Origin of the sequence: uncultured Psychrobacter sp. (assembly GCF_947488565.1) — a bacterium.
Classification (GTDB): Bacteria; Pseudomonadota; Gammaproteobacteria; order Pseudomonadales; family Moraxellaceae; genus Psychrobacter; species Psychrobacter saeujeotis.
Window position 1 is genome coordinate 506609 of sequence record NZ_CANKZC010000001.1, and the last position, 20150, is coordinate 526758.

18 protein-coding genes are annotated in these 20150 nt (G+C 44.8%); 10 read left to right on the plus strand and 8 right to left on the minus strand.

Annotated features, from left to right (window positions below; all coding sequences use genetic code 11):
- Positions 1-45 precede the first annotated feature (45 nt).
- Positions 46-1089, plus strand: coding sequence for a lipoyl synthase (gene lipA / locus Q0890_RS01925; protein WP_299216860.1), 1044 nt, complete (start codon positions 46-48; stop codon positions 1087-1089).
- A 272-nt stretch (positions 1090-1361) separates the two neighbouring features.
- Here lipA and Q0890_RS01930 read toward each other — a convergent pair whose 3' ends face one another.
- From Q0890_RS01930 to Q0890_RS01940, 3 genes are read right to left on the minus strand one after another with little or no spacing between them, the layout of a single operon-like run.
- Positions 1362-3446, minus strand: a complete 2085-nt coding sequence (locus Q0890_RS01930; RefSeq protein ID WP_299216862.1) for a TRAP transporter permease — start codon at positions 3444-3446, stop codon at positions 1362-1364.
- Positions 3418-3942, minus strand: coding sequence for a DUF1850 domain-containing protein (locus Q0890_RS01935; RefSeq protein WP_299216865.1), 525 nt, complete (start codon positions 3940-3942; stop codon positions 3418-3420). The genes Q0890_RS01930 and Q0890_RS01935 overlap by 29 nt, the downstream gene beginning before the upstream one ends.
- Entirely contained in the window at positions 3923-4954 is a 1032-nt protein-coding gene (locus tag Q0890_RS01940; protein ID WP_299216868.1) for a TAXI family TRAP transporter solute-binding subunit, read from the minus strand. The genes Q0890_RS01935 and Q0890_RS01940 overlap by 20 nt, the downstream gene beginning before the upstream one ends.
- 215 nt (positions 4955-5169) lie before the next feature.
- Here Q0890_RS01940 and mtnP point away from each other — a divergent pair, with 215 nt between their 5' ends.
- Positions 5170-6102, plus strand: coding sequence for an S-methyl-5'-thioadenosine phosphorylase (mtnP, locus tag Q0890_RS01945; protein ID WP_299216871.1), 933 nt, complete (start codon positions 5170-5172; stop codon positions 6100-6102).
- A gap of 184 nt (positions 6103-6286) precedes the next feature.
- Here mtnP and Q0890_RS01950 read toward each other — a convergent pair whose 3' ends face one another.
- The 4 genes from Q0890_RS01950 to arsS all read right to left on the minus strand — a co-directional run bounded on the left by Q0890_RS01950 (position 6287) and on the right by arsS (position 9706).
- Positions 6287-6919: a TIGR04282 family arsenosugar biosynthesis glycosyltransferase gene (locus Q0890_RS01950; RefSeq protein WP_299216874.1), complete on the minus strand. Its 633-nt coding sequence runs from the start codon at positions 6917-6919 to the stop codon at positions 6287-6289.
- Positions 6920-6953: 34 nt separating this feature from the next.
- The gene (locus Q0890_RS01955; RefSeq protein WP_299216877.1) at positions 6954-7676 is read right to left on the minus strand and encodes a TIGR04283 family arsenosugar biosynthesis glycosyltransferase; all 723 of its coding nucleotides are present in this window, start codon (positions 7674-7676) and stop codon (positions 6954-6956) included.
- Between the two features lie 20 nt (positions 7677-7696).
- Positions 7697-8506 (minus strand): DUF547 domain-containing protein, encoded by an 810-nt coding sequence (locus tag Q0890_RS01960; RefSeq protein WP_299216880.1) that lies wholly within the window; start codon positions 8504-8506, stop codon positions 7697-7699.
- Between the two features lie 228 nt (positions 8507-8734).
- Positions 8735-9706, minus strand: coding sequence for an arsenosugar biosynthesis radical SAM (seleno)protein ArsS (gene arsS, locus Q0890_RS01965; protein WP_299216882.1), 972 nt, complete (start codon positions 9704-9706; stop codon positions 8735-8737).
- A 315-nt stretch (positions 9707-10021) separates the two neighbouring features.
- On the opposite strand from arsS, the gene Q0890_RS01970 reads away from it, so the two are divergent.
- The 7 genes from Q0890_RS01970 to Q0890_RS02000 all read left to right on the plus strand — a co-directional run bounded on the left by Q0890_RS01970 (position 10022) and on the right by Q0890_RS02000 (position 17401).
- Positions 10022-11779, plus strand: a complete 1758-nt coding sequence (locus Q0890_RS01970) for an amidohydrolase (RefSeq protein WP_299216885.1) — start codon at positions 10022-10024, stop codon at positions 11777-11779.
- A gap of 114 nt (positions 11780-11893) precedes the next feature.
- Positions 11894-12820 carry an alpha/beta fold hydrolase gene (locus Q0890_RS01975; protein ID WP_299216888.1) on the plus strand — a complete coding sequence of 309 codons (927 nt, stop codon included), beginning with the start codon at positions 11894-11896 and terminating at the stop codon, positions 12818-12820.
- A gap of 267 nt (positions 12821-13087) precedes the next feature.
- Positions 13088-13909: a 2,3,4,5-tetrahydropyridine-2,6-dicarboxylate N-succinyltransferase gene (gene dapD / locus Q0890_RS01980; protein WP_299216891.1), complete on the plus strand. Its 822-nt coding sequence runs from the start codon at positions 13088-13090 to the stop codon at positions 13907-13909.
- 326 nt (positions 13910-14235) lie between these two features.
- Complete coding sequence (queE, locus tag Q0890_RS01985; protein WP_299216894.1) at positions 14236-14967, plus strand: 7-carboxy-7-deazaguanine synthase QueE; 732 nt, start codon at positions 14236-14238, stop codon at positions 14965-14967.
- Positions 14968-14985: 18 nt separating this feature from the next.
- The gene (locus tag Q0890_RS01990; protein WP_299216897.1) at positions 14986-16068 is read left to right on the plus strand and encodes a multidrug resistance efflux transporter family protein; all 1083 of its coding nucleotides are present in this window, start codon (positions 14986-14988) and stop codon (positions 16066-16068) included.
- A gap of 10 nt (positions 16069-16078) precedes the next feature.
- The gene (locus Q0890_RS01995) at positions 16079-16714 is read left to right on the plus strand and encodes a trimeric intracellular cation channel family protein (RefSeq protein ID WP_299216900.1); all 636 of its coding nucleotides are present in this window, start codon (positions 16079-16081) and stop codon (positions 16712-16714) included.
- 24 nt (positions 16715-16738) lie between these two features.
- On the plus strand, positions 16739-17401 hold the full coding sequence (locus tag Q0890_RS02000; protein ID WP_299216903.1) for a trimeric intracellular cation channel family protein: 663 nt from the start codon (positions 16739-16741) through the stop codon (positions 17399-17401).
- 30 nt (positions 17402-17431) lie between these two features.
- Here Q0890_RS02000 and recJ read toward each other — a convergent pair whose 3' ends face one another.
- Positions 17432-19255 (minus strand): single-stranded-DNA-specific exonuclease RecJ, encoded by a 1824-nt coding sequence (gene recJ, locus Q0890_RS02005; RefSeq protein WP_299216906.1) that lies wholly within the window; start codon positions 19253-19255, stop codon positions 17432-17434.
- Positions 19256-19547: 292 nt separating this feature from the next.
- Here recJ and Q0890_RS02010 point away from each other — a divergent pair, with 292 nt between their 5' ends.
- Complete coding sequence (locus tag Q0890_RS02010; RefSeq protein WP_299216910.1) at positions 19548-20063, plus strand: hypothetical protein; 516 nt, start codon at positions 19548-19550, stop codon at positions 20061-20063.
- The last annotated feature ends 87 nt before the right edge of the window (positions 20064-20150 follow it).

The window sequence follows — 20150 nt, forward strand, 5'->3', positions numbered from 1 at the left end:
TTCCATAAACCCTTATAGTATAAAGGGTTAAGAGATAACTCTATTATGACAACTGCCGTACAAACACATGTACCTGCTGCTAAGGTCAAACCAAAAAAAGCCATTCAAGGCGAAAAACTGCGTGGCTACGACAAAGTTGCGCGTATTCCAATTAAGGTCATCCCGACCGTCGAGGCCAAGAAAAAGCCAGATTGGATTCGGGTAAAGATGTCGTCGCCTGCTGAAGTCGCGCGTATCAAAGCCACCTTGCGCGAGCAAAAGCTCTATACCGTCTGCGAAGAAGCGGCCTGCCCTAACCTGCCACAGTGCTTCGCTGATGGGACAGCGACCTTTATGATCATGGGTGATATCTGTACCCGCCGCTGTCCGTTCTGTGATGTGGGCCACGGTCGTCCAAACGAGCTAGATAAGGATGAGCCACGTCATACTGCTGAGACCATTCAAGGCCTGGGTCTTAAATATGCGGTCATTACCTCTGTCGATCGTGACGATCTAAAAGATGGCGGCGCTGGGCATTTTGTAGAAGTATTGAACGAATCTCGTGCGCTAAGCCCTAACTGCTTGATTGAGATATTGGTACCCGACTTCCGTGGTCGTATGGAGATTGCGCTTGATTTATTGACTGAAACACCGCCAGACGTCTTTAACCACAATATCGAGACGGTGCCGCGTCTGTATAAAGCGTTCCGTCCAGGCTCTGATTATCAGCATTCGCTCGACTTGCTTAAACTGTATAAAGAGCGTCGTCCTGATATCGCTACTAAGTGCGGTTTTATGGTTGGCCTCGGTGAGACTGAAGAAGAAATCTACGCGCTGCTCGATGATCTAAAAGCTCATGATGTCGATATGATTACCATCGGTCAGTATCTACAGCCGAGTAAAAACCATGCGCCTGTTGATCGCTACGTACATCCAGACGAGTTCCAGCGTTATATGGATTATGGTAAAAAGATTGGCTTCTTTAGCATTTGGGCAGGCCCAATGGTACGTTCAAGCTACTTTGCCGATCGTCAATACTACGGCGAGGATTGCCCAGCGCCTATCCGTAGCAAAAAGGCACTTGAGGCTGAAGGTAAGCTTGGCTGTTAAATTCGCAAGACTGTAAGCGCAAGTCTGTAAATAAAATGAAGGGTGAACAGTCGCTAGTTGCTGTTCACCCTTTTTTATAAAGTACTCTAGGATTACTGTAGGCTGGGCTTTTAACCCAACCTACGCCGACAGATGCTGCGCGAAACTAATACCAGTTCCGCTGTATCGTTTTTATACTGAACTCCCTATATTTAACTATAAAGTTAGATAGTTGAGAATGACGTAACTTTAATAAACCTTTAAAAATCTTCAAAGCTTTCAAGCTCAACTCTTTAAACCGTCATAGTTGGCGTTGGCTTATCAGCTGTCTTGATATTATATATCGCAATAATCAGCACGATCACGCCGCCTACCAATCCTGTGGTTAGCTCAGGATAAATCAGTAGTAACGCGCCGATGGCCAATATGCCACGCGTGAGTGGACTCATAGCACCTTTAAAATACCCTTCTAACGCGGCCCCTAAGGCGATAACACCTGTTACCGATGTCAATACGACTGTCACTATGTCAAAGATAGGCGGCAACGGAAAGTCTTTTGCTGTGACCGCTAGACCCGTGGGATCTATCATCAGCATCGTCGGACTATAAATAAACATAAACGGCACGATAAATCCGGCCAATGCCAGCTTCAACGATAAGAAGCCTGTCTTCATTGGATCACCACCGGATATGCCCGCCCCAGCAAAGGCGGCTAGACACACAGGTGGGGTAATATTGGCAAAAATACCAAAATAAAAGACGAACATATGGGCTGATAAAATCGGAATATCAAAACCTGCTAGCGCAGGCGCTGCCATTGTTGCGGTAATGATATACGCAGGAATAGACGGCAGCCCCATGCCGAGTACCATCGATGCTAGCATCGTCAATATTAGGGTGAGGAATAACGACCCTGCTCCTAACGTCACGATGGACGAAGTCATCACCGTCCCAAAGCTGGTCAAGCTGACCACACCAATGATAACTCCAACGACCGCACAAGCTGCCATCACTGCCAGCGACTGGCGAGCACCATCTTCTAGTGCACCCAAAATATCCGAGAACCCCATTCTGGTCTCTTTGCGTATCATACTAATGGCAACTGTAAAGCCAATGGTATAAGCCGCGGCATAGCCGACCGGTACGTTTTCAATCAATAAGTAAATCAAAAATACAATCGGTAGTAGCATATGGCCGCGTGCTTTTAGCACCTCTTTGACGGCTGGTAAGTTTTCTTTAGCGATGCCTTTTAGGTCGCGGCGACCAGCTCGAAAATGCACTTGCGCAATAACGCCCAGGTAATAGAGCACCGCTGGTAGTAATGCTGCTAAAGCAATCGTGCTATAAGGCAGCCCTGTGGTTTCGGCCATGATAAAAGCACTGGCCCCCATAATAGGAGGTAATATCTGCCCGCCAACTGACGCGCTGGCTTCTACCGCCCCTGCAAAGTCTTTGTGATAACCGACCTTTTTCATCAGCGGGATGGTAAACGCGCCGGTGCTGACAACGTTCGATAATGCTGAGCCATTGATACTGCCCATAAAGCCGCTTGAAATGACTGCAACCTTGGCAGGGCCGCCCTTTTTATCACCGGCTAGCGCGAGTGCCAAGTCATTAAACAGCTGACCCATACCAGAGCGCGCCAAAAATGCGCCAAATAAAATGAACAAAAAGATAAATGTCACCGACGCGCCAATCGCGACAGAATACAGACCTTCAGTCTTTAGAAATAATTGACCAAAAATATCACCCATATCATAAGGACGCGTGAGCAATCGATCGGGCATAAAATCTAAGTGACTGACAAATGGATAAGCCAAAAATATCGACGCTAATATAGGCAAAATCCAGCCTGTGATACGGCGACTGCCCTCTAACACACAGATGACGGTGATGATAGAAAATATCACATCGACCGGATTGGCCATACCGCCGCGCGAGGTCACAATGTCTTGGTACTCATATATGAGATAGGCCATCCCCGATAAGGACAGGACAAACCAAATCCAGTCGTACCAAGCCACCCGCTTACGGCTACTTTTTTTACTGGCTGGAAATATCAGAAATATCAGGGCAAATCCAACACCGACGTGTACAGAGCGCTGTAGCAAAGCTGGCATCGGATTGAAGGTGATATATAAATGAAATAGAGAATATAAGATGCAAATTCCAGCGATAAGATACTTGACTGGGCCTTGAGTGATTTGTCGGGTGATTGACTCTCGATCATACTTTTCTAATATGGCTTGATTATGAGCTTGCGCTTCAAGCTCAGCATCTACATTGGTATCAGCAGCAGTGTTGGCATGTATAGGCAGATCAGCATTGTTAGCTGTCATCGTTGTCACACTATTGTGATCCGTCATCTGAGAGCTCATGACAAAAGTCCTTTTTTAATCTATCAATTAAATGATACGCTTTGGGCGTAATCGTTACTTCAGAATAGTCTGGCGCCCACTCATGAATCAAAAGCCGATGGTCGGCATAATTTAGCTCACCCTTGGTTAGCCTAGACACTACCCAATTTAAGTTAGGCAGCATTTCATTGATTTGATAACCCAAATAACCAGGTTTTTGTATGGGTGCCAGCGCTTCAGTCGACGGCGTACCTGCGCCAAACGCTTCAAAATAAGTGGTGGTCAACAGCAGGCTATCGTCTGTACGCTGATACTGCTCCTCCCACCACTGCTTTTCTACAGAATGAATCCAGCGCAGCTCAAAGTTGGGCTCAGTAAAATAACAGGTGGTGCCATCGACTTGCACTTCGACAACGGGCTGCTGGGATACGCTGGCCCATAGCACAAAAAAAACTAGCGCAGCCATCAGTGCCGCGCTAGTTAATAACCATAGACGTTTACTTGGCTGCTTGCTCATCGTAGTACTTTTTAGCGCCAGGATGGATTGGGGCTACCATACCAGTACTGGCAGACTCCAAGCTGATATCGTTAGCTGCTTGGTGCGCTGTTTTTAAGCCATCTAAGTTTTCAAACAAAGCTTTGGTGAGCTTATAGCCATCGTCTTCAGATAAGTCTGAACTCACCAACAATGCATTCATAATTGCGGCCGTCGGTATTGCGGTCTCATTACCATAGGTACCAGCAGGAATCTCAAACGTCTTAAAGTAAGGTTTGGTTGCGATGATGTCGTTCAGCTTGTCTTGGTTAATCGTGATCAGTTGCAAGTCTAAGCCTTGCTCTAACTCCATCAACGACGAGTTCGGTAAACCACTACTAAAGAACGCCGCTTCAATTTTACCAGCCTTCATGCCATCTGCTGCTTCAGCAAAGCCTAAATAATCCACATCAATATCATCATAAGTAATACCAAACCCTTCTAATAGGGTTCGGGCATTTACCTCTGTGCCTGAGCCTTGATCGCCTACCGCGATACGCTTACCACGCAAATCTTCGATATTTTTGATGCCTGACTGTTGCGACGTCACGACTTGTACCACATTGGGGTATAACACAGCGATCTGCTGGATGTTGTCAATTGGCTGATCAAAGTTGTTTTTACCTTCAACGGCATCAGTGACGACATCACTTAACGCCAGTACCATATCCACCTTACCTTGGGTTAATAGGTTGACGTTTTCAACTGAAGCACCTGTGGTTTGCGTCTTTGAGTTAACCCCAAAGGTTTTGGCATAAACCTCAGACAATGCCGTGCCAATGATATTATAAGGCCCAGATGCGCCGCCTGTAGCGATAGTAACAAACTTTGTGTCCAGCTTATCATTCGCAGTGGCCGCAGCAGTTTCCGACTCACCAGAGACCGCTGAATCATCAACGCTCGCCGTTTCATTTTCTGTATTTGAGCACGCAGTGAATGCCAAACTAGACGCAATCATTGCTATGATTAGAGACGTTTTACTGGTCAATTTCATTGGTTTCTTCCTTGATGGTTAAGACTGTTTTTGAGTATCAGTTGAACTAATTGCTTTATAAGCTTCATAAGCATACCGCAACTCACTTCAAATACAAATTATATCTAACGACTTTTTCGTGTTATACCTATAAGCTGCTCATTCATAGTAATTTATTTTTTGAAAAAATATAATCTATGCTGACGTCAATTATAACGACATGGAAGCCAAGTAAAATGAACACAGTAAAAGATAGTCAAATCGCAAATGAAAAGCCTTTAGACGACAGCATCTCCACAGCTATTTGCAACTCAGCTGAAATCGCTTTTATCGGTGGTAGCGGTCTATATCAGATGCAAGATTTGACTAATAAACGCAGCATCAAAGTTGAGACACCTTATGGAGATCCGTCCGATAATATTGTGCTCGGCGAACTTGATGGCGTAACGGTCGCGTTTTTGACGCGGCACGGTCAAGGACATCGACTGTCCCCATCAGAAGTACCCTATCGCGCCAACATATATGCGCTAAAAACCTTAGGCGTACGCTATGTCATCTCAGTATCAGCGGTTGGCTCATTGCAGGAAATGCTAAAGCCTTTAGATATGGTCGTCCCTGATCAAATGATTGATATGACCAAGCAGCGTGACAGTACATTTTTTAGTAATGGCGCAGTCGCTCATGTGTCTATGGCTGACCCTTTGTGCTCTAAAGTGGCAGATATCTTGATACAAGCTTATGAAAAAGCAAATATTGCGGATGGACAATGCCACTCAAAAGCGACTTATATATGTATCGAAGGCCCGCAGTTCTCTACTCGCGCAGAATCACACTGGTATCGGCAGATTGGAGCCGACATCATCGGTATGACCAATATGCCAGAAGCTAAGCTTGCGCGTGAAGCCAGTATTGCGTATGCCACACTTGCGCTAGTGACCGACTTTGATAGCTGGCATCCTACTGAGGAAGCTGTCAGTGCCGACTACGCTATTCAGAACCTGCTGAAAAATGCCGACAATGCCCAGCAAGTCATTAAGCAAGCCATTGCTTTACTCGCTAGCGAGCAGCCCAAATCTATTGCTCATACTGCGCTTGCCCAAGCATTAGTCACGCCCGTTACAGCAATGGATGAGCAAACCAAAACAAAACTGGCAGCGTTACTTCCTTAATGGTTGAACCCTTAAAATTTATAGGGTCTTTGTACACATGAAAGGCTATCAAAGCATTTGATGGTCTTTTTTACTTTTGAAAAGTCATTGTAGGCTGGGTTTTTAACCCAGCGCTCTACTTACGCGAAGTTAAGATGCTGGGCTAAAGCCACAGCCTACGAAAAAATATTCAAATAGTCATAAATTAGCTATTAGTCATTCTATAACCGTCCAGCCAGCCTACGGGCAGGTATTTTAAATCAGTAGGCTCATCAATGTCAGGCAAAGGCGCTAACGAAGCTAGTGACCAGTTTAAATCTTTAATGCGCTGCTGAGTAATAGAGGCGACGCTAGCGGTGCTCCACTCGATATTTGCGAATAGACTGGCATAAGCTTGTTTGAAACCAAAAAGTACATAACCACCATCAAAGGCTGGAATCATGACGCTGTCAGACGTTTCCAAATGCCTCACAGCCTGCCGAATCTGACTTGTATTAAGGCTAGGACAATCAGTGCCAATTAATATAACTTGCTTGAGTGTGGCTAAAGCTTGCTGACTGGCAGTTAACATACGTGTCCCCAAATCACCCTCTACTTGCGCTGACCACTGTACTGACCCGGGTAAATTAAGCGTCTGCCAGCACGGATCGCTTGGTGCGGGACTGACACATAGCTCAACCGTAAACCCTGTCGCTAATGCCTGCTCAATACTGTGCAAAAGCAGTTTACGCGCTATACGAGCTGCGCCTGCCATCCCAAGCGCCGGTTGCAAGCGCGTTTTTGCCTTGCCCTCAGCGGGAAACTTGGCAAAGATAACAACAAGGGTGTCTTTTATCATAAAGTGTTTCTTGACATAGGATATGCATTGTCATTTAGGTGTTGTAATAGTGCCGCTTAAGACTGTCTGGTGATACACCGCGCCAATAATCAAAGCGTAACCGCCACATCAGTAATATTGTGTGCCAAGTGCCGTGCTGCTGCCAGCGCCGTGCTGAAGTGATGACCTTGCTGGTTAAACAAGCAGGTTTGCCGATAGCTTTTAGGCGTTTGCTTATCTCAACATCTTCCATTAACGCTTGATTGGGGTAACCGCCAAGCTGCTCAAAAATTCGTCGCCTAACAAATATTGCCTGATCGCCTGTGGCAATACCACTGAGTCGCGAGCGTAGATTTATCATACTGCCAACGAGTTTTAGCAGCAGTTTATTACTGTCCAAATGCACATCAAAACGTCCCCACTTAGCTTGTGTAATAGCCAATGCTATCTCAGTCATAGCCTGATTTGGCAACTTCGTATCTGCATGCAAAAATAGCAGTACATCACCACTAGCCAATGCCGCACCCCTATTCATCTGCAATGCACGACCAGCGCTAGAAGCTAGCACTTGCCAATCGATAGCTGACTGCTGAATCGTTATCATCTCTGTCATGAGACTTTGAGCCAGTGTAAACGAGCCGTCTATCGACCCACCATCAACGATGATGATTTGCTGCGGTTTTGCAGTCAATTGATGCAAATGCTCAAACAACTTTGGTAAATTGTCCGCTTCATTTAATATAGGAACAACAATAGAAACAGTAAGTGCGGCGGTCATAGTTAGCAGTACTCAATCTTTTATTTCTTATTTAGGTTCCAATTATAATTGGTGTAGCTTATTTTGGTTTTGCCAGCTTTTAGGTCAGCAGTTTGTGATTTATTAAGACCCAAAGACGAGCTATAACGGGCCAAAAACCCTTCTAAGTCGTTAGTACCACGCCAGTTCGTCTCAAAGTCCTCTTTATACCACTTAAATATCGGTGACACCTCAAGCGTACTACCCTTAAGACGATTGCGGCTGCTGTCTGCTAAGAATTTATTGGTGATTTGCTCTAACTGTCTTTCTAGCTTTTTGCCGGTAAAAGCATCGTCTAATAAGGCTGGACAGCCAATGCTGGCACAGTTGACCGCAAAATGAATGCGCGGTTCGTTATAACGTTTTGAGCCGCGTATAAGGTTATGCTCAATATCATCTAGCGAACGGGTTTTGCCAAGTAGCTGAATAAAGTCTTGCTTCCATGGTGAGCTTAGTAGTCCACCGATATCTTTAATGGATTTGATATTAGGGTATTTTGTGAGTACCAGCTCTATCGTAGCAGCATTGTAGACATTGATTAAAAAGGCCAATTGCTCATCTTTATTCCAGCGGTTAAATTCTGCCTGACTGACTTTGCTCGTGGCATCCAAATAGTTACGCAACTTACCATTGTCCGCTTTCATGCCAGCATAGTTGACCACAGACGCTTTACCACCATTGGTCATAGTGACGTTTTTGTCCAGCAAACTATCCCAGCTACTGTGATTAAAATCAGCGTAAGCGGCGCTCGATAGCATAATTGTGGCAGCAAGAAGAGCTTTGGTCGTTGAGGCTATAGATATTGAGGTCATAGTTAAAAGTGCCTTATTGGTAAACATGGAACGCGCTCCGTAGCTACTGACATAGTAGATTTGGTCTAAAAATATTACATTGCTACTGATATAAATTTTTTGCTTGCGGCGCATTCACAGACAGAGGCTACAAAAAATTTATAACAGTCGCTTGGAGTAAAAATCGTGAATTTTTATTTAAGAATGACTGAGGTGTGTTAAATAAAAATGGTTAAAAACAATCCTAAACTACGTTTCTGTCTCTTCTTCTAAAACACCGCCACAACTACTGCCCTGTCCTGCAGTACAGCCATAACAGTGATCGGCGATCGCAATGTCATCACCAGCAGGGTCTTGCGTTAATAAATCGCTAAGATGACGACGAGACTTATTCGGTACTGGTATCTGTAATTGCTGGTTAAAGTCACAATCAAACAACTCACCAAGCCAATTGACACTAATCGTCGAGCGACACATGACGTCTTTTAGATTACGAGCGTCATAATTGTCTTTGAGCAAATCCATATAAGGATAAAACTCACCCTTGGCCAGCAATACCGCGCCAAAACGCTGGATCGGCATGTTGGTTAAGGCAAACAGTTGATTAAACTCAATATCGAAATGTTCTTTTAACTCGCGTTTATAGTCCGCTTCTAGTCGCTGTTGATTGGGCGGCAAGCTTGCGCCTTGCGGGTTGTAGACAAGATTGAGCATAAGGTTGGGGTTGTCTTTGCCATAACCGAGCGCATTTAACTTATGCAGACCTAAGATGCTGTCATCAAATGCGCCTTTGCCGCGCTGTTTATCGACGTTTTCTAGCGAATAACACGGCAGTGAAGCGACCACTTCGACCTCATTATCTGCCAAAAACTGCGCCATATCTTCATATCCCTCTTCCATCAAGATTGTCAAATTACAACGATCAATCACTTTGATACCAAGCTTGCGTGCCGCCTTGACCAAGTATTTAAAGTCCTCATGCATCTCAGGGGCGCCGCCAGTCAAATCCAGCGTATCGATATTTTGTATTTGTAGCACTTTTGGAATAAGCTCAATCAGCTCACGCGACATCATCTCCGTTCGGTACGGACTGGCTGCAACATGACAATGCACACAAGACATATTGCATAGATAACCCATATTAACTTGTAGGACAGTGAGTCCTCGTCTTTTAATAGCAGGAAAGTCAGTGTCTTCGAGTAATTCAATGGTAGATTTCATAATGATATAGAACCCAATTGTCAGTCCTTTTTAGTATAAATAGACATAGCTAAGATTTTAACGTCTCAAAAATCGTCTTATAAATTCACCGTCAAAATAAAGTTAATCTAATCAATAATACCTTATTTTCTTTTGTATATTTCCATTAATATGTTTTATATTTTTATCAACATCAGCGTTTATTTATCACTGCAAACTGCTCATCAATAGCGTAAAGCAATATAAATAGCCAAATAACATTGACCGCATAAGGCTTTATCGTTAGATTGGTTACATTCATCCAGCTATATATTTAACACAATTAGGAGCAGCATAATGACCACGAATATATTTATAAAACCAACTTTATTAAGCCTTGGGATTATGAGCCTCATTGGCTGTACTGTTAATCAGAATGTTGATAATCAAAAAGCCAATCCGGCGGTGGTACAGACAACAGCTGCCCAAGCGACTGTTTACTATAATGGCAATATTATTACGATGGAGAGTGATAAGCCACAAATGGTTGAAGCTTTAGTTACTCAAGCAGGCAAAATTGCTTATGTTGGAAGCTTGAATTCTGCCCAGTCAAAATATAAAAACGCAGCACAAGTGGATCTAAAAGACCAAACCTTACTCCCAGGTTTTATCGATCCGCATAGCCACTTTGGTATGGTCTCAAACACTATGGGACAAGTGAACCTCAATCCGCCGCCCGTCGGCAAGGTTGATAGTATTGATAAAATGCTAGAGGCTTTAAGCGCCTATAAAAAAGACAACAATATCGCTGATGGTGAGTGGATCTACGGCTGGGGCTATGATGAAAGTCAACTTGACGAGGATCGTCACCCGACCAAAGATGAGATCGATAAAGCGCTACCCAACAATCCGGTGTACTTACAGCATACCAGCGGGCATATGGGTGTTGCCAACTCAAAAGCGCTTGCGGCTATGGGTATTGACGCTGATAGCGAAGCCCCTGAAGGCGGCAATATCGCTCGCGTCAAAGGCAGCAGTGAGCCCAATGGCTTGGTGCAAGAAACCGCCACGTATCCGTTTGTGCGTAAGATGCTTGAGGTGTTAGAGCCCAATCAAGCAGAGTTTTTTGAGCAAACCCAAGATTATTATGCTCAGCATGGCGTCACCACCGCGCAAGATGGCTCAACCACGCGCGATGCGATCAAGTTTTTTCAATCGCAAGCCGATGCCGGCAAATTAAAGATTGATTTGGTGTCACTCGCTGGCGTCAGTGACTTGGATGAAAACTTAGCCGATAAAGACTTTGTTTGGAAAACCTATCAAAACGGCTTTAAGGTTCAAGGCACCAAAATCATCGCCGACGGCTCACCGCAAGGCAAGACGGCGTATTTTAGCCAGCCATATCTGACCCCTGTACCTGATTGCGATAAGGACTGTCGCGGACTACCAAGCGTGAGCCAAGAAGCGCTGAATGAGATGTTTGCCAAAGCTTATGCGCGCGACAACCAATTGTTTATTCATAATAATGGCGATGCGGCGACTGATATGATCATCAAAGCCCACGAATATGCCGCAAACAAAACCGGACAAGCACTAGACAAAGACCGCCGCACCGTACCCATTCACGCGCAATTTGCCAGAATGGATCAGCTAGAGGCCTTTAAAAAATATAACATGCTGCCGTCATTTTTTACCAATCATGCCTACTTTTGGGGAGACGTGCATGTCAAAAATTTAGGGGAAGCGCGCGCCAACTTTTTGAGTCCACTTGCGACTGCTGATAAAATGGGGCTGAAATACACCAATCACTCAGACGATACCGTGACTCCAGTCGATCCATTATTCGCTGTATGGTCAGCGGTCAATCGCACCGCGCGTAGCGGCCAGATTATCGGTCGTGATGAGCGCGTCAGCCCTTATCAAGCGTTAAAAGCCACTACCTCACATGCCGCATATGAGTACTTTGAAGAGGACAGCAAAGGTACTTTAACGCCAGGCAAATTGGCGGATCTGGTCATTTTGGATGCCAATCCATTGACATCGGCGCCTGACAGCATTAAAGATATCGAGGTGGTTCAAACCATCAAAGAAGGCAAAACGATTTATCAACGTTGAGCCGATATTTAAGTATAATGACGCTTATTTTTACCGTTATGTCTTAACACATGACGGTATTGTCGTCATTTTTATTGTGACCTTTTTGACCTATTTGATTTATCAGGGAATTTTATGAGTACATCGACGCCGATCACCTCATCTGACAACAGCCATTATCTGCACCATACGTTTTTTGAACCTAAAGACGACATCAAAGCGACTTTATTAATCGTACACGGTATGGCAGAACATAGCGGCCGCTATAGCGATTTTGCGCAGTTTTTAGCCGATCACGGCATCGCAGTTGCCACTTATGATCAGCTCGGTCATGGTCGTACGATTAAGTCATCAGACGAGCTAGGATTTTTTGGTAATGAACATCCAGCACAATCATTATTAAAAGATGTCATCATCATGGCAAACACCTTAAAAGAGCGTCATCCTGACGTCCCGCATTTTATTATGGGGCACTCTATGGGCTCATTTATTGTGCGTGTGGTACTTAAACATCATGCGCAAGACTTTAGGGGTGCCATTCTTATGGGGACTGCTGATGCCAACCCACTTGTAAAAGTACTGCTGCCGTTGAATGCTATTCTTGCCAAAACAGCCCCCAAAAAACCTAATACCGTGTTCGCTGAAATTATGAATAAGGTACTTAATGCCAAGCTTAGTGAACGCCTGTCTTCTTCTCCCTTTGCTTGGCTAAGTGAAAATACTGACAACATCGAAGCTTATGAGGCCGATCCGCTAACTGGCTTTGAATTTACCAACAATGGCTTTATGACTCTGTTTGCGTTGATGAAGGCTGGACTACATAAACGCTGGGCATCCACCATCAACAAGAGCTTCCCCATGTTATTTGTCAGTGGCGAAAACGACCCCATCGGCAATATGGGGCGCGGTATTCGGAACATCATCAAAAACTTAAACAAGCAAGGTTTTCAAAATACTGACGCGCGTTTATACCCCAACATGCGTCACGAACCGCTACATGAGCAAAATCATAGCGTGGTCTATCATGATATTTTAAATTGGATAAAACATTTAAGTGCGTAATGAATACTGACTTGGTTTGCTAAAACTTGCTAAATTAGCGACAATACGGCAAGTATGTTTTTTGTCTATAGTGAGTTCGGTATAAAAGCGATACAGGGGGACTGGGATGAATTTACGCAGCCTCTGTCTGGGCAGACACAGCACGCCAGAAAATTTATACCAGTTCTGCGTTGACATATAATGTATCTGTTTTATTTAGAATCGACTTTAAGTTAACGTCCTTATTTCCCTACAAGCTCTCCCTTTTACTAATTTTAGGAACCCTTTATGTCATTACAACAAACCATTGAACAAGCCTTTGAAAACCGCAACGAATACAGCCCAAGTACGATGCCACAAGACGTACGCACCGCCATTGAGCAAGTGTTAGAGCAACTTGATAATGGTAGCCTACGCGTTGCTGAAAAAAAGGATGGTGAATGGGTCGTCAATCAATGGGCCAAAAAAGCAGTTTTACTATCGTTCCGCCTTAACGACAACTATGTCATGCCAGCTGGCGAACATGTACAGTTTTATGACAAAGTACCCACTAAGTTTGCCGATTGGACTGAAGCGCAGTTTAAAGAAGCTGGCGTTCGCGTTGTACCGCCAGCAATCGCCCGTAAAGGCTCATTTGTCGCTGCAGGTGCGGTACTGATGCCGTCATACGTCAATATCGGCGCTTATGTCGATCAAGGGGCGATGGTTGACACATGGGCAACGGTTGGCTCGTGTGCGCAAATCGGTAAAAACGTGCATCTATCAGGCGGCGTAGGCATCGGCGGCGTACTTGAGCCACTACAAGCCAATCCTACTATCATTGAAGACAACTGCTTCATCGGTGCGCGCTCTGAGATCGTTGAAGGCGTGATCATTGAAGAAGGTGCTGTCATCTCTATGGGGGTTTATATCGGTCAGTCTACGCGTATTTATGATCGTGAAACTGGTGAGACTTATCGCGGCCGTGTACCAGCAGGTTCAGTTGTTGTACCAGGCTCACTACCTTCTGAAGATGGTACGTATAGCTTATATGCCGCTATCATCGTCAAAAAAGTCGATGCGCAGACACGTGCTAAAACTTCAGTTAACGAGCTATTACGCTTGGCATAAGCGTTTTTATAAAATCATTTAACCAGATAGCCAAGAGAAACATCAAGGTGCTGAAGATAAGCTTCAGCATCTTTTTTGCAGCTTAATAAGCCATCTTACGCTATAATTCGGCATAAAATATGCCTATCCTATCTAAAAAGTAATACCCAACTTGCACATGTCACTTGCCAAGTCCCTAAACTTGTCAGCTCTCTTGTGTCTTATTTTTATATTGTCTGACAACCATATGGTAACAGCCTCTCTGATTTAGCCTATTTCTTACTTTTAGTTTGTATATTTGAGACGTTTAACCACGGTATCGACATCTTATTCTGTTTGATAATACTATGAATGAGTCTTCTCTAAGAAACACTTATATTCCCGTCACTGATCCGACCGCAGGCCTGCGCTTGACAGAGATTTTTTACTCCCTCCAAGGCGAGGCGATTACCTCCGGCTTACCGACGATATTTGTGCGCTTGACTGGCTGCCCGCTACGCTGTGTCTATTGTGACACTGAATATGCTTTTAGCGGCGGTGAACGTCAAGCATTAGAAACCATTATGACCACGATTGAAGGTTATCCTTGCAAGCGCATTTGTCTTACTGGCGGCGAGCCTTTAGCGCAGCCAAATGCCATTGAACTGATTAAACGCCTATTAGACGGCGGCTATGAAATTTCTCTTGAAACAGCAGGTGCACTCACGGTAGAAAACATACCGCCAGCGGTCAGCAAAGTCATGGATCTTAAGACGCCAAGCTCAGGTGAAGTCGATAAAAACCTATGGACAAATCTTGACCACTTAACTCAGCACGATCAAATTAAGTTTGTCATTATGAATCGCACTGATTACGATTGGGCAAAGGCCAAACTGTTTGAGCATGAGCTTGATACATTGGTCGGTACTGTTTGGTTTTCACCTATGTTCAATGTCGCCGATGATATCAGTGATGAGACTAGTCCTGACGTGCCTGTACTCGCGCGCCAGCTTGCCGAATGGATATTGGCGGATGCGCTTCCCGTGCGTTTTCAATTGCAATTACATAAGATCATTTGGGCGGATGCCAAAGGTAAATAACAATCATAAGGGCGCGTTATGGTCAAACTGATATTACTCGGCTTGTTGGCAGGGGCGCTGTTTAGCTCAACGTTTATTTTAAACGAGTTTATGAGCGATGCAGGCGGTCATTGGTTTTGGTCGGCGAGCCTGCGCTATATTTTTATGTGGCTGATCATCACCGCCCTTATCGTCTTTCAGCATGGCTTTGGACGTGTTAAGGCGCTTTTGGCGATTTTTATAGCGCACTGGCGCTTTTGGTGTGTGACAGGCGGCATCGGCTTTGGGGTCTTTTATACCGGCATTTGCTTTGCCGCTGACCATGTCGCAGGCTGGGTGGTGGCCGCGACCTTTATGTTTACGGTGGTGACCAGTCTTTTGGTGCTGCTCGCCTTTGGCCAGCGCTTTGACAAAAAATTCATCATCTACGCGCTGCTGGTGTTTTTGGGTGTGGTCTTGGTCAATGTCAGCGAAGGTCTGCGCGCATCAGAGGTACAGCTAGCGGCGGCCTCCATGACCGATATGCTGATATTTGGGGCTCTGCCTGCGCTCATCGCCGCCTTTAGTTATCCGATTGGCAATCAGCTGGTGTGGCAGGTGTCGTTTAATTCGCGCAAGCACACAGCCGAACTGCGCCGGATGCGCGACCCAGCTGCCCATGATGATGTCGCTGAGCTGGAGACAACCGCAAAGCCTGCAGCACAGAGTAAAAAACCGCCGTCTCAATTAGCGCTGCTGATTGCCAAAATCCCAGCATTAGAGACCGACTTGTTGCAAGATGCGTTTAATAAAGTGTGGCTGATGACCCTTGGCAGCATTCCGTATTGGCTGGTGCTGGGCCTCATCATCCGCCCAGACATGCCCAGTACCTCGCAGGTCTTTAATACCTTATTGGTGGCCATACTGGCAGGGGTTGGGGCCACCAGTATTTTCTTGTTTGCACGCGAGCAGGCGCAGACCTCAAGCGAGGTGGCGGGTGTGGACTCAACGCAAGCGAGTGAGGTGATATTTGCGCTCATCGGTGGTATCTTGTTGCTTGGCAACACCGTGCCCTCACTGATGGGGCTGATCGGCATTGGGCTTATTATGCTTGGGCTGGTATTATTTGCCAAAGATGGCTAAGGGGCTGTAAATGCTGGGTGCGTTTTTGTTTCCCGATATTTTGCTGTATGTTTTGGACATGATCGGCGTGGTCGCGTGCGCCATCGCTGGTACCTTACTGGCACAGCATAAAGGCTTCGATATTGCTGGTTGTATCTTGGTATCGATGGTTAATGCGATTGGCGGCGGTACGATACGTGATATGGCATTAGATCGCCATCCTTTATTTTGGATGACCGACCTCAATTATGTGATTGTCATTACCGTGACGTCCTTGATTCTACAAATCTTTTTTCATTTGTATCATAAGATCGATAACGCGCTCAAGCTTTTCGATGCCATTGGCTTAGCCGCCTTTAGCGTCATTGGTTTTAAAGTTGCATTACACCAAGATGTGTCTCCGATCGTTGCCATTATGATGGGAGTTTGGACCGCAATCATCGGTGGTATGCTACGTGACATTATTTGTAATGAGATACCACTGGTACTACAGCGTGAAATCTATATCTCTGCCAGTATCGCCGGATCAGTCGTTTATTTACTACTTGAGCGTTTGGGCGTAAATGCAGGACTTAACGAATTTATCATGCTTGGTGTGATCTTTGCAGTACGAATGCTAGCATTGCGCTTTGATTGGCATCTGCCTTCTATTCGTTTGGTTGATTAAAATGAGTTTTAGTGAGATTTTCTCATGTTAACGATAGCATTGGACCCTACGCTCATCACCACTTTTGACCCGCGCTCTTTGATATATCTGTTTGATATGATTGGCATTATTGCTTGTAGTGTTTCAGGCACAATACTGGCCAAGCATAAAAACTTCGATGTCTTTGGCTGTTTACTGGTATCGATAGTGACGGCCATTGGTGGCGGTACGGTACGTGATGTGATTTTGGATCGTCATCCGTTATTTTGGATGGTGGACATGAGTTACCTTACGGTTATCACTATCTCTTCATTAGCGATGCAGATATTTTTTCATCCTAATTCAAAACGGGTCGATAAGTTTTTAAAACTCTCTGATACGATTGGTTTATCAGCGTTTACTTTAATCGGTATCAAGGTTGCCGATAGTATGGGAACCAATGTTCCCGTGGCGTTATTACTGGGCGTCATTACAATCATTGTCGGCGGTATCATTCGCGATATGATTTGCAACGAAATTCCGTTGGTGCTTCAGCAAGAGATTTATATTACTGCTGCATTGACGGGCGGTATTCTCTACTTTGCGTTGCAGAATCTAGGCGTAGCTGACTGGGTTGCTGATATCTCTGCTATGACAACTATCTTTACCTTGAGGATGCTTGCCATTCGCTATGACTGGCAGTTCCCAACTCTCGAATGGAAGTATTAAAGATAGGCAATAACAATCCTATTTAATCCTTTAGCCTGCTGCTACCGTCTCTTTTACAAGTGCCAAATCTCTCACCATAAGCTGCAAGCTTTGTTTGCCATTCCATTCATTAATATCTAGCTGAAATAACAAATGCACTTTTTCAGCACGATAATCCCAAGCACTGCTATCAAAATTAAAATAAATCGCCTCAATTGGGTATTGCACATCAGGATAGCGCAACGACAATTTAAGATGCTTGTCTTTTAATATTTTAAAGCTTAACACTTCAAATACACCATCAAATATCGGTGGTACAAACCCGTGACCCCAAATACTGGCATGGGCTAAATGCTCTGCGAACCATAAACTAAAATCGCCTGCCTGTAGTGGTCCGTCGGTGAATTTTTGCTCGGCGAATACTGCATCGTCCACCTCTGCCATGACTTCATTGAACGCCGTCACAAAACCATCAAAGTTGCTACGCTTGATAGTCAAACCTGCCGCCATCGCATGACCACCAAAATGACTGATCAAATCAGGATAGCGCTCCGCTACTTGCTCAATGGCATCACGAATATGTACGCCAGCAATTGAACGCGCTGAGCCTTTGATCGCATCATCATCTCCAGTACGCTCTATATCCGCTGGTGCGAAAACGATACTGGGCAAATAATGACTTTCTTTTAAACGTCCAGCAACGATACCGATGACGCCTTGATGCCAATCGTCTTGATATAAAATAATACTACGCTTGCTAGAGCAGCTAGATTTGTTGTTAATAGGGCTACCAGAGTGAATAATTTGTTCGTTATCTTTATCGTTGTCTGTATCAGCCGTCAATGCCTGAACAATGCCATCAGCTTGCGCGCGCATCTCGCCTTCTACCTGACGGCGCGTACGATTTAGCTGTTCAAGCTCTTGCGCTAGGCGCTGGGCAGTGCCCCAATCCTCAGTCAATAAACATTCAATACCGATACGCATATTGTCCATACGCCCAGCGGCATTGATACGCGGACCCAAAACAAAACCGAAGTCTTGTGCATGTAATTGTTTAGGGTTACGACCCGCTTGCTCAAGCAGGGCTAAGATACCCATACAGCAGCGCCCTTGACGAATGGCATTTAGCCCATGATGTACCAAGATACGGTTATTCTTATCAAGCACGCCAACATCGGCGATCGTACCAAGTGCCACTAAATCTAAATATTGACTGACTTGGACAGTAGATTTGCCAGCTTCGCGGCGTAGTTTTGCCAAACGTCCAAGTACATAAAACGCCACGCCGACCCCTACCAATGCTTTGCTGCTAAAATCACAATCGAGTTGATTAGGATTCACTACGGCTTCAGCAGGCGGTGTCTCTTTGGTCGTAAGATGATGGTCGGTAATAATGACGATAATGCCCTCAGCCTGCGCACGGGCAACCCCTTCATGACTTGAGATACCATTGTCAACAGTAACTATCATATCGGGCTTATAAGTCTCAATACCCAGCTCGACAATCTCAGGTGTCAGACCATAACCATATTTAAAGCGATCTGGTACCAAGAAATCAACGACCGCGCCCATCTTGGTGAGCGCACGCATCATCAGTGCAGTACTGGTCGCGCCATCACAATCAAAGTCGCCAACGATAAGAATACGCTGACCTTCATCAATGGCGATATCTAATAAACGCACCGCTTCGGTAACGCCGCGCAGCCTCTCAGCTGGCAGGAGTCCAGACAAACCCGTTTCAAGCTCATCAAGCGCAGTAATACCGCGCCCTGCATACAAACGTGCAAGCGTAAGTGATTGAGTAGCAAGGGGTTGCAAGGCAGAGGGCAGCTCGTCGATGCGAGTGCTGGTATAACGAGGAGTCAAATTTAGCATAGCCGTATTCTACTGGCTTTCACAAAGGGTCACAACGGGAATTTATAACGATTGAGTACATAATAAATAATTATAGCAATTTATACGCTTTAACTTGCCCATGCCCTTTAGTGATTCTAACCCAAATTTATATTTCAGAATTTACGTTTTTACAAAAACTGTGCATAGTAAGTGTGTTTTTCTGCATTTTGATACAAAGCAATGATTGTAAGCGGACTATAAATCCATAAAATGGTAACCATCTGAGATATTTGTTATCTGTTAAACTTTTCATTTTTTATAAGGAAGCTTTATGAAAACCACTCCAGCAGCTGAAAAACTACCAAATACCATCGATCCAAACTTAGACTTAGAACAAGTCAAAAAAGAATGTAAAAAATTGGTCAAAAAGCGTGCCAAATACTCTGCTGGTGTCGCGGTCGTCCCTGTGCCATTTTTTGATGTTGCGGTTGATGCTGGTATGCTTACTCAGTTGTTACCTGAGATTAGCGAACGTTTTGGTCTGATTGAAGGACGTGAGTCAGCGGTAGATTTAGATTCACGGGCAATCCATTGGAGCGCTTTAAAAGATCGTACTGTTGATTTTGCAGGACTTATGGCAACGCGCGGTATCGTCAAAAAGACCGTACAAGGCTTCGGTGGTCGTATTGCGGCGAAACAAGTCACTAAGTTCATTCCACTTGGCGGTCAGATGGTAGCAGCTACGATGGGCTACATGATTTTCAAAAAGATTGCGACTGACCATATCAACGAATGCTACAAGCTGGCAAAAGATATTCAGAAAAAACAACACGGTAAAAATGTTTAAAACCATTAGAGACTGTTGAATATTCAACTCACTGTAATGATGAAATAAAACCAGTTAAGATACTTTATCTTAGCTGGTTTTTTAGGT

Coding starts and splice junctions, on each gene's coding strand:
- lipA (WP_299216860.1), top strand. CDS start 46: ATGACAACTGCCGTACAAACACATGTACCTGCTGCTAAGGTCAAACCA.
- Q0890_RS01930 (WP_299216862.1), bottom strand. CDS start 3,446: ATGAGCTCTCAGATGACGGATCACAATAGTGTGACAACGATGACAGCT.
- Q0890_RS01935 (WP_299216865.1), bottom strand. CDS start 3,942: ATGAGCAAGCAGCCAAGTAAACGTCTATGGTTATTAACTAGCGCGGCA.
- Q0890_RS01940 (WP_299216868.1), bottom strand. CDS start 4,954: ATGAAATTGACCAGTAAAACGTCTCTAATCATAGCAATGATTGCGTCT.
- mtnP (WP_299216871.1), top strand. CDS start 5,170: ATGAACACAGTAAAAGATAGTCAAATCGCAAATGAAAAGCCTTTAGAC.
- Q0890_RS01950 (WP_299216874.1), bottom strand. CDS start 6,919: ATGATAAAAGACACCCTTGTTGTTATCTTTGCCAAGTTTCCCGCTGAG.
- Q0890_RS01955 (WP_299216877.1), bottom strand. CDS start 7,676: ATGACCGCCGCACTTACTGTTTCTATTGTTGTTCCTATATTAAATGAA.
- Q0890_RS01960 (WP_299216880.1), bottom strand. CDS start 8,506: ATGACCTCAATATCTATAGCCTCAACGACCAAAGCTCTTCTTGCTGCC.
- arsS (WP_299216882.1), bottom strand. CDS start 9,706: ATGAAATCTACCATTGAATTACTCGAAGACACTGACTTTCCTGCTATT.
- Q0890_RS01970 (WP_299216885.1), top strand. CDS start 10,022: ATGACCACGAATATATTTATAAAACCAACTTTATTAAGCCTTGGGATT.
- Q0890_RS01975 (WP_299216888.1), top strand. CDS start 11,894: ATGAGTACATCGACGCCGATCACCTCATCTGACAACAGCCATTATCTG.
- dapD (WP_299216891.1), top strand. CDS start 13,088: ATGTCATTACAACAAACCATTGAACAAGCCTTTGAAAACCGCAACGAA.
- queE (WP_299216894.1), top strand. CDS start 14,236: ATGAATGAGTCTTCTCTAAGAAACACTTATATTCCCGTCACTGATCCG.
- Q0890_RS01990 (WP_299216897.1), top strand. CDS start 14,986: ATGGTCAAACTGATATTACTCGGCTTGTTGGCAGGGGCGCTGTTTAGC.
- Q0890_RS01995 (WP_299216900.1), top strand. CDS start 16,079: ATGCTGGGTGCGTTTTTGTTTCCCGATATTTTGCTGTATGTTTTGGAC.
- Q0890_RS02000 (WP_299216903.1), top strand. CDS start 16,739: ATGTTAACGATAGCATTGGACCCTACGCTCATCACCACTTTTGACCCG.
- recJ (WP_299216906.1), bottom strand. CDS start 19,255: ATGCTAAATTTGACTCCTCGTTATACCAGCACTCGCATCGACGAGCTG.
- Q0890_RS02010 (WP_299216910.1), top strand. CDS start 19,548: ATGAAAACCACTCCAGCAGCTGAAAAACTACCAAATACCATCGATCCA.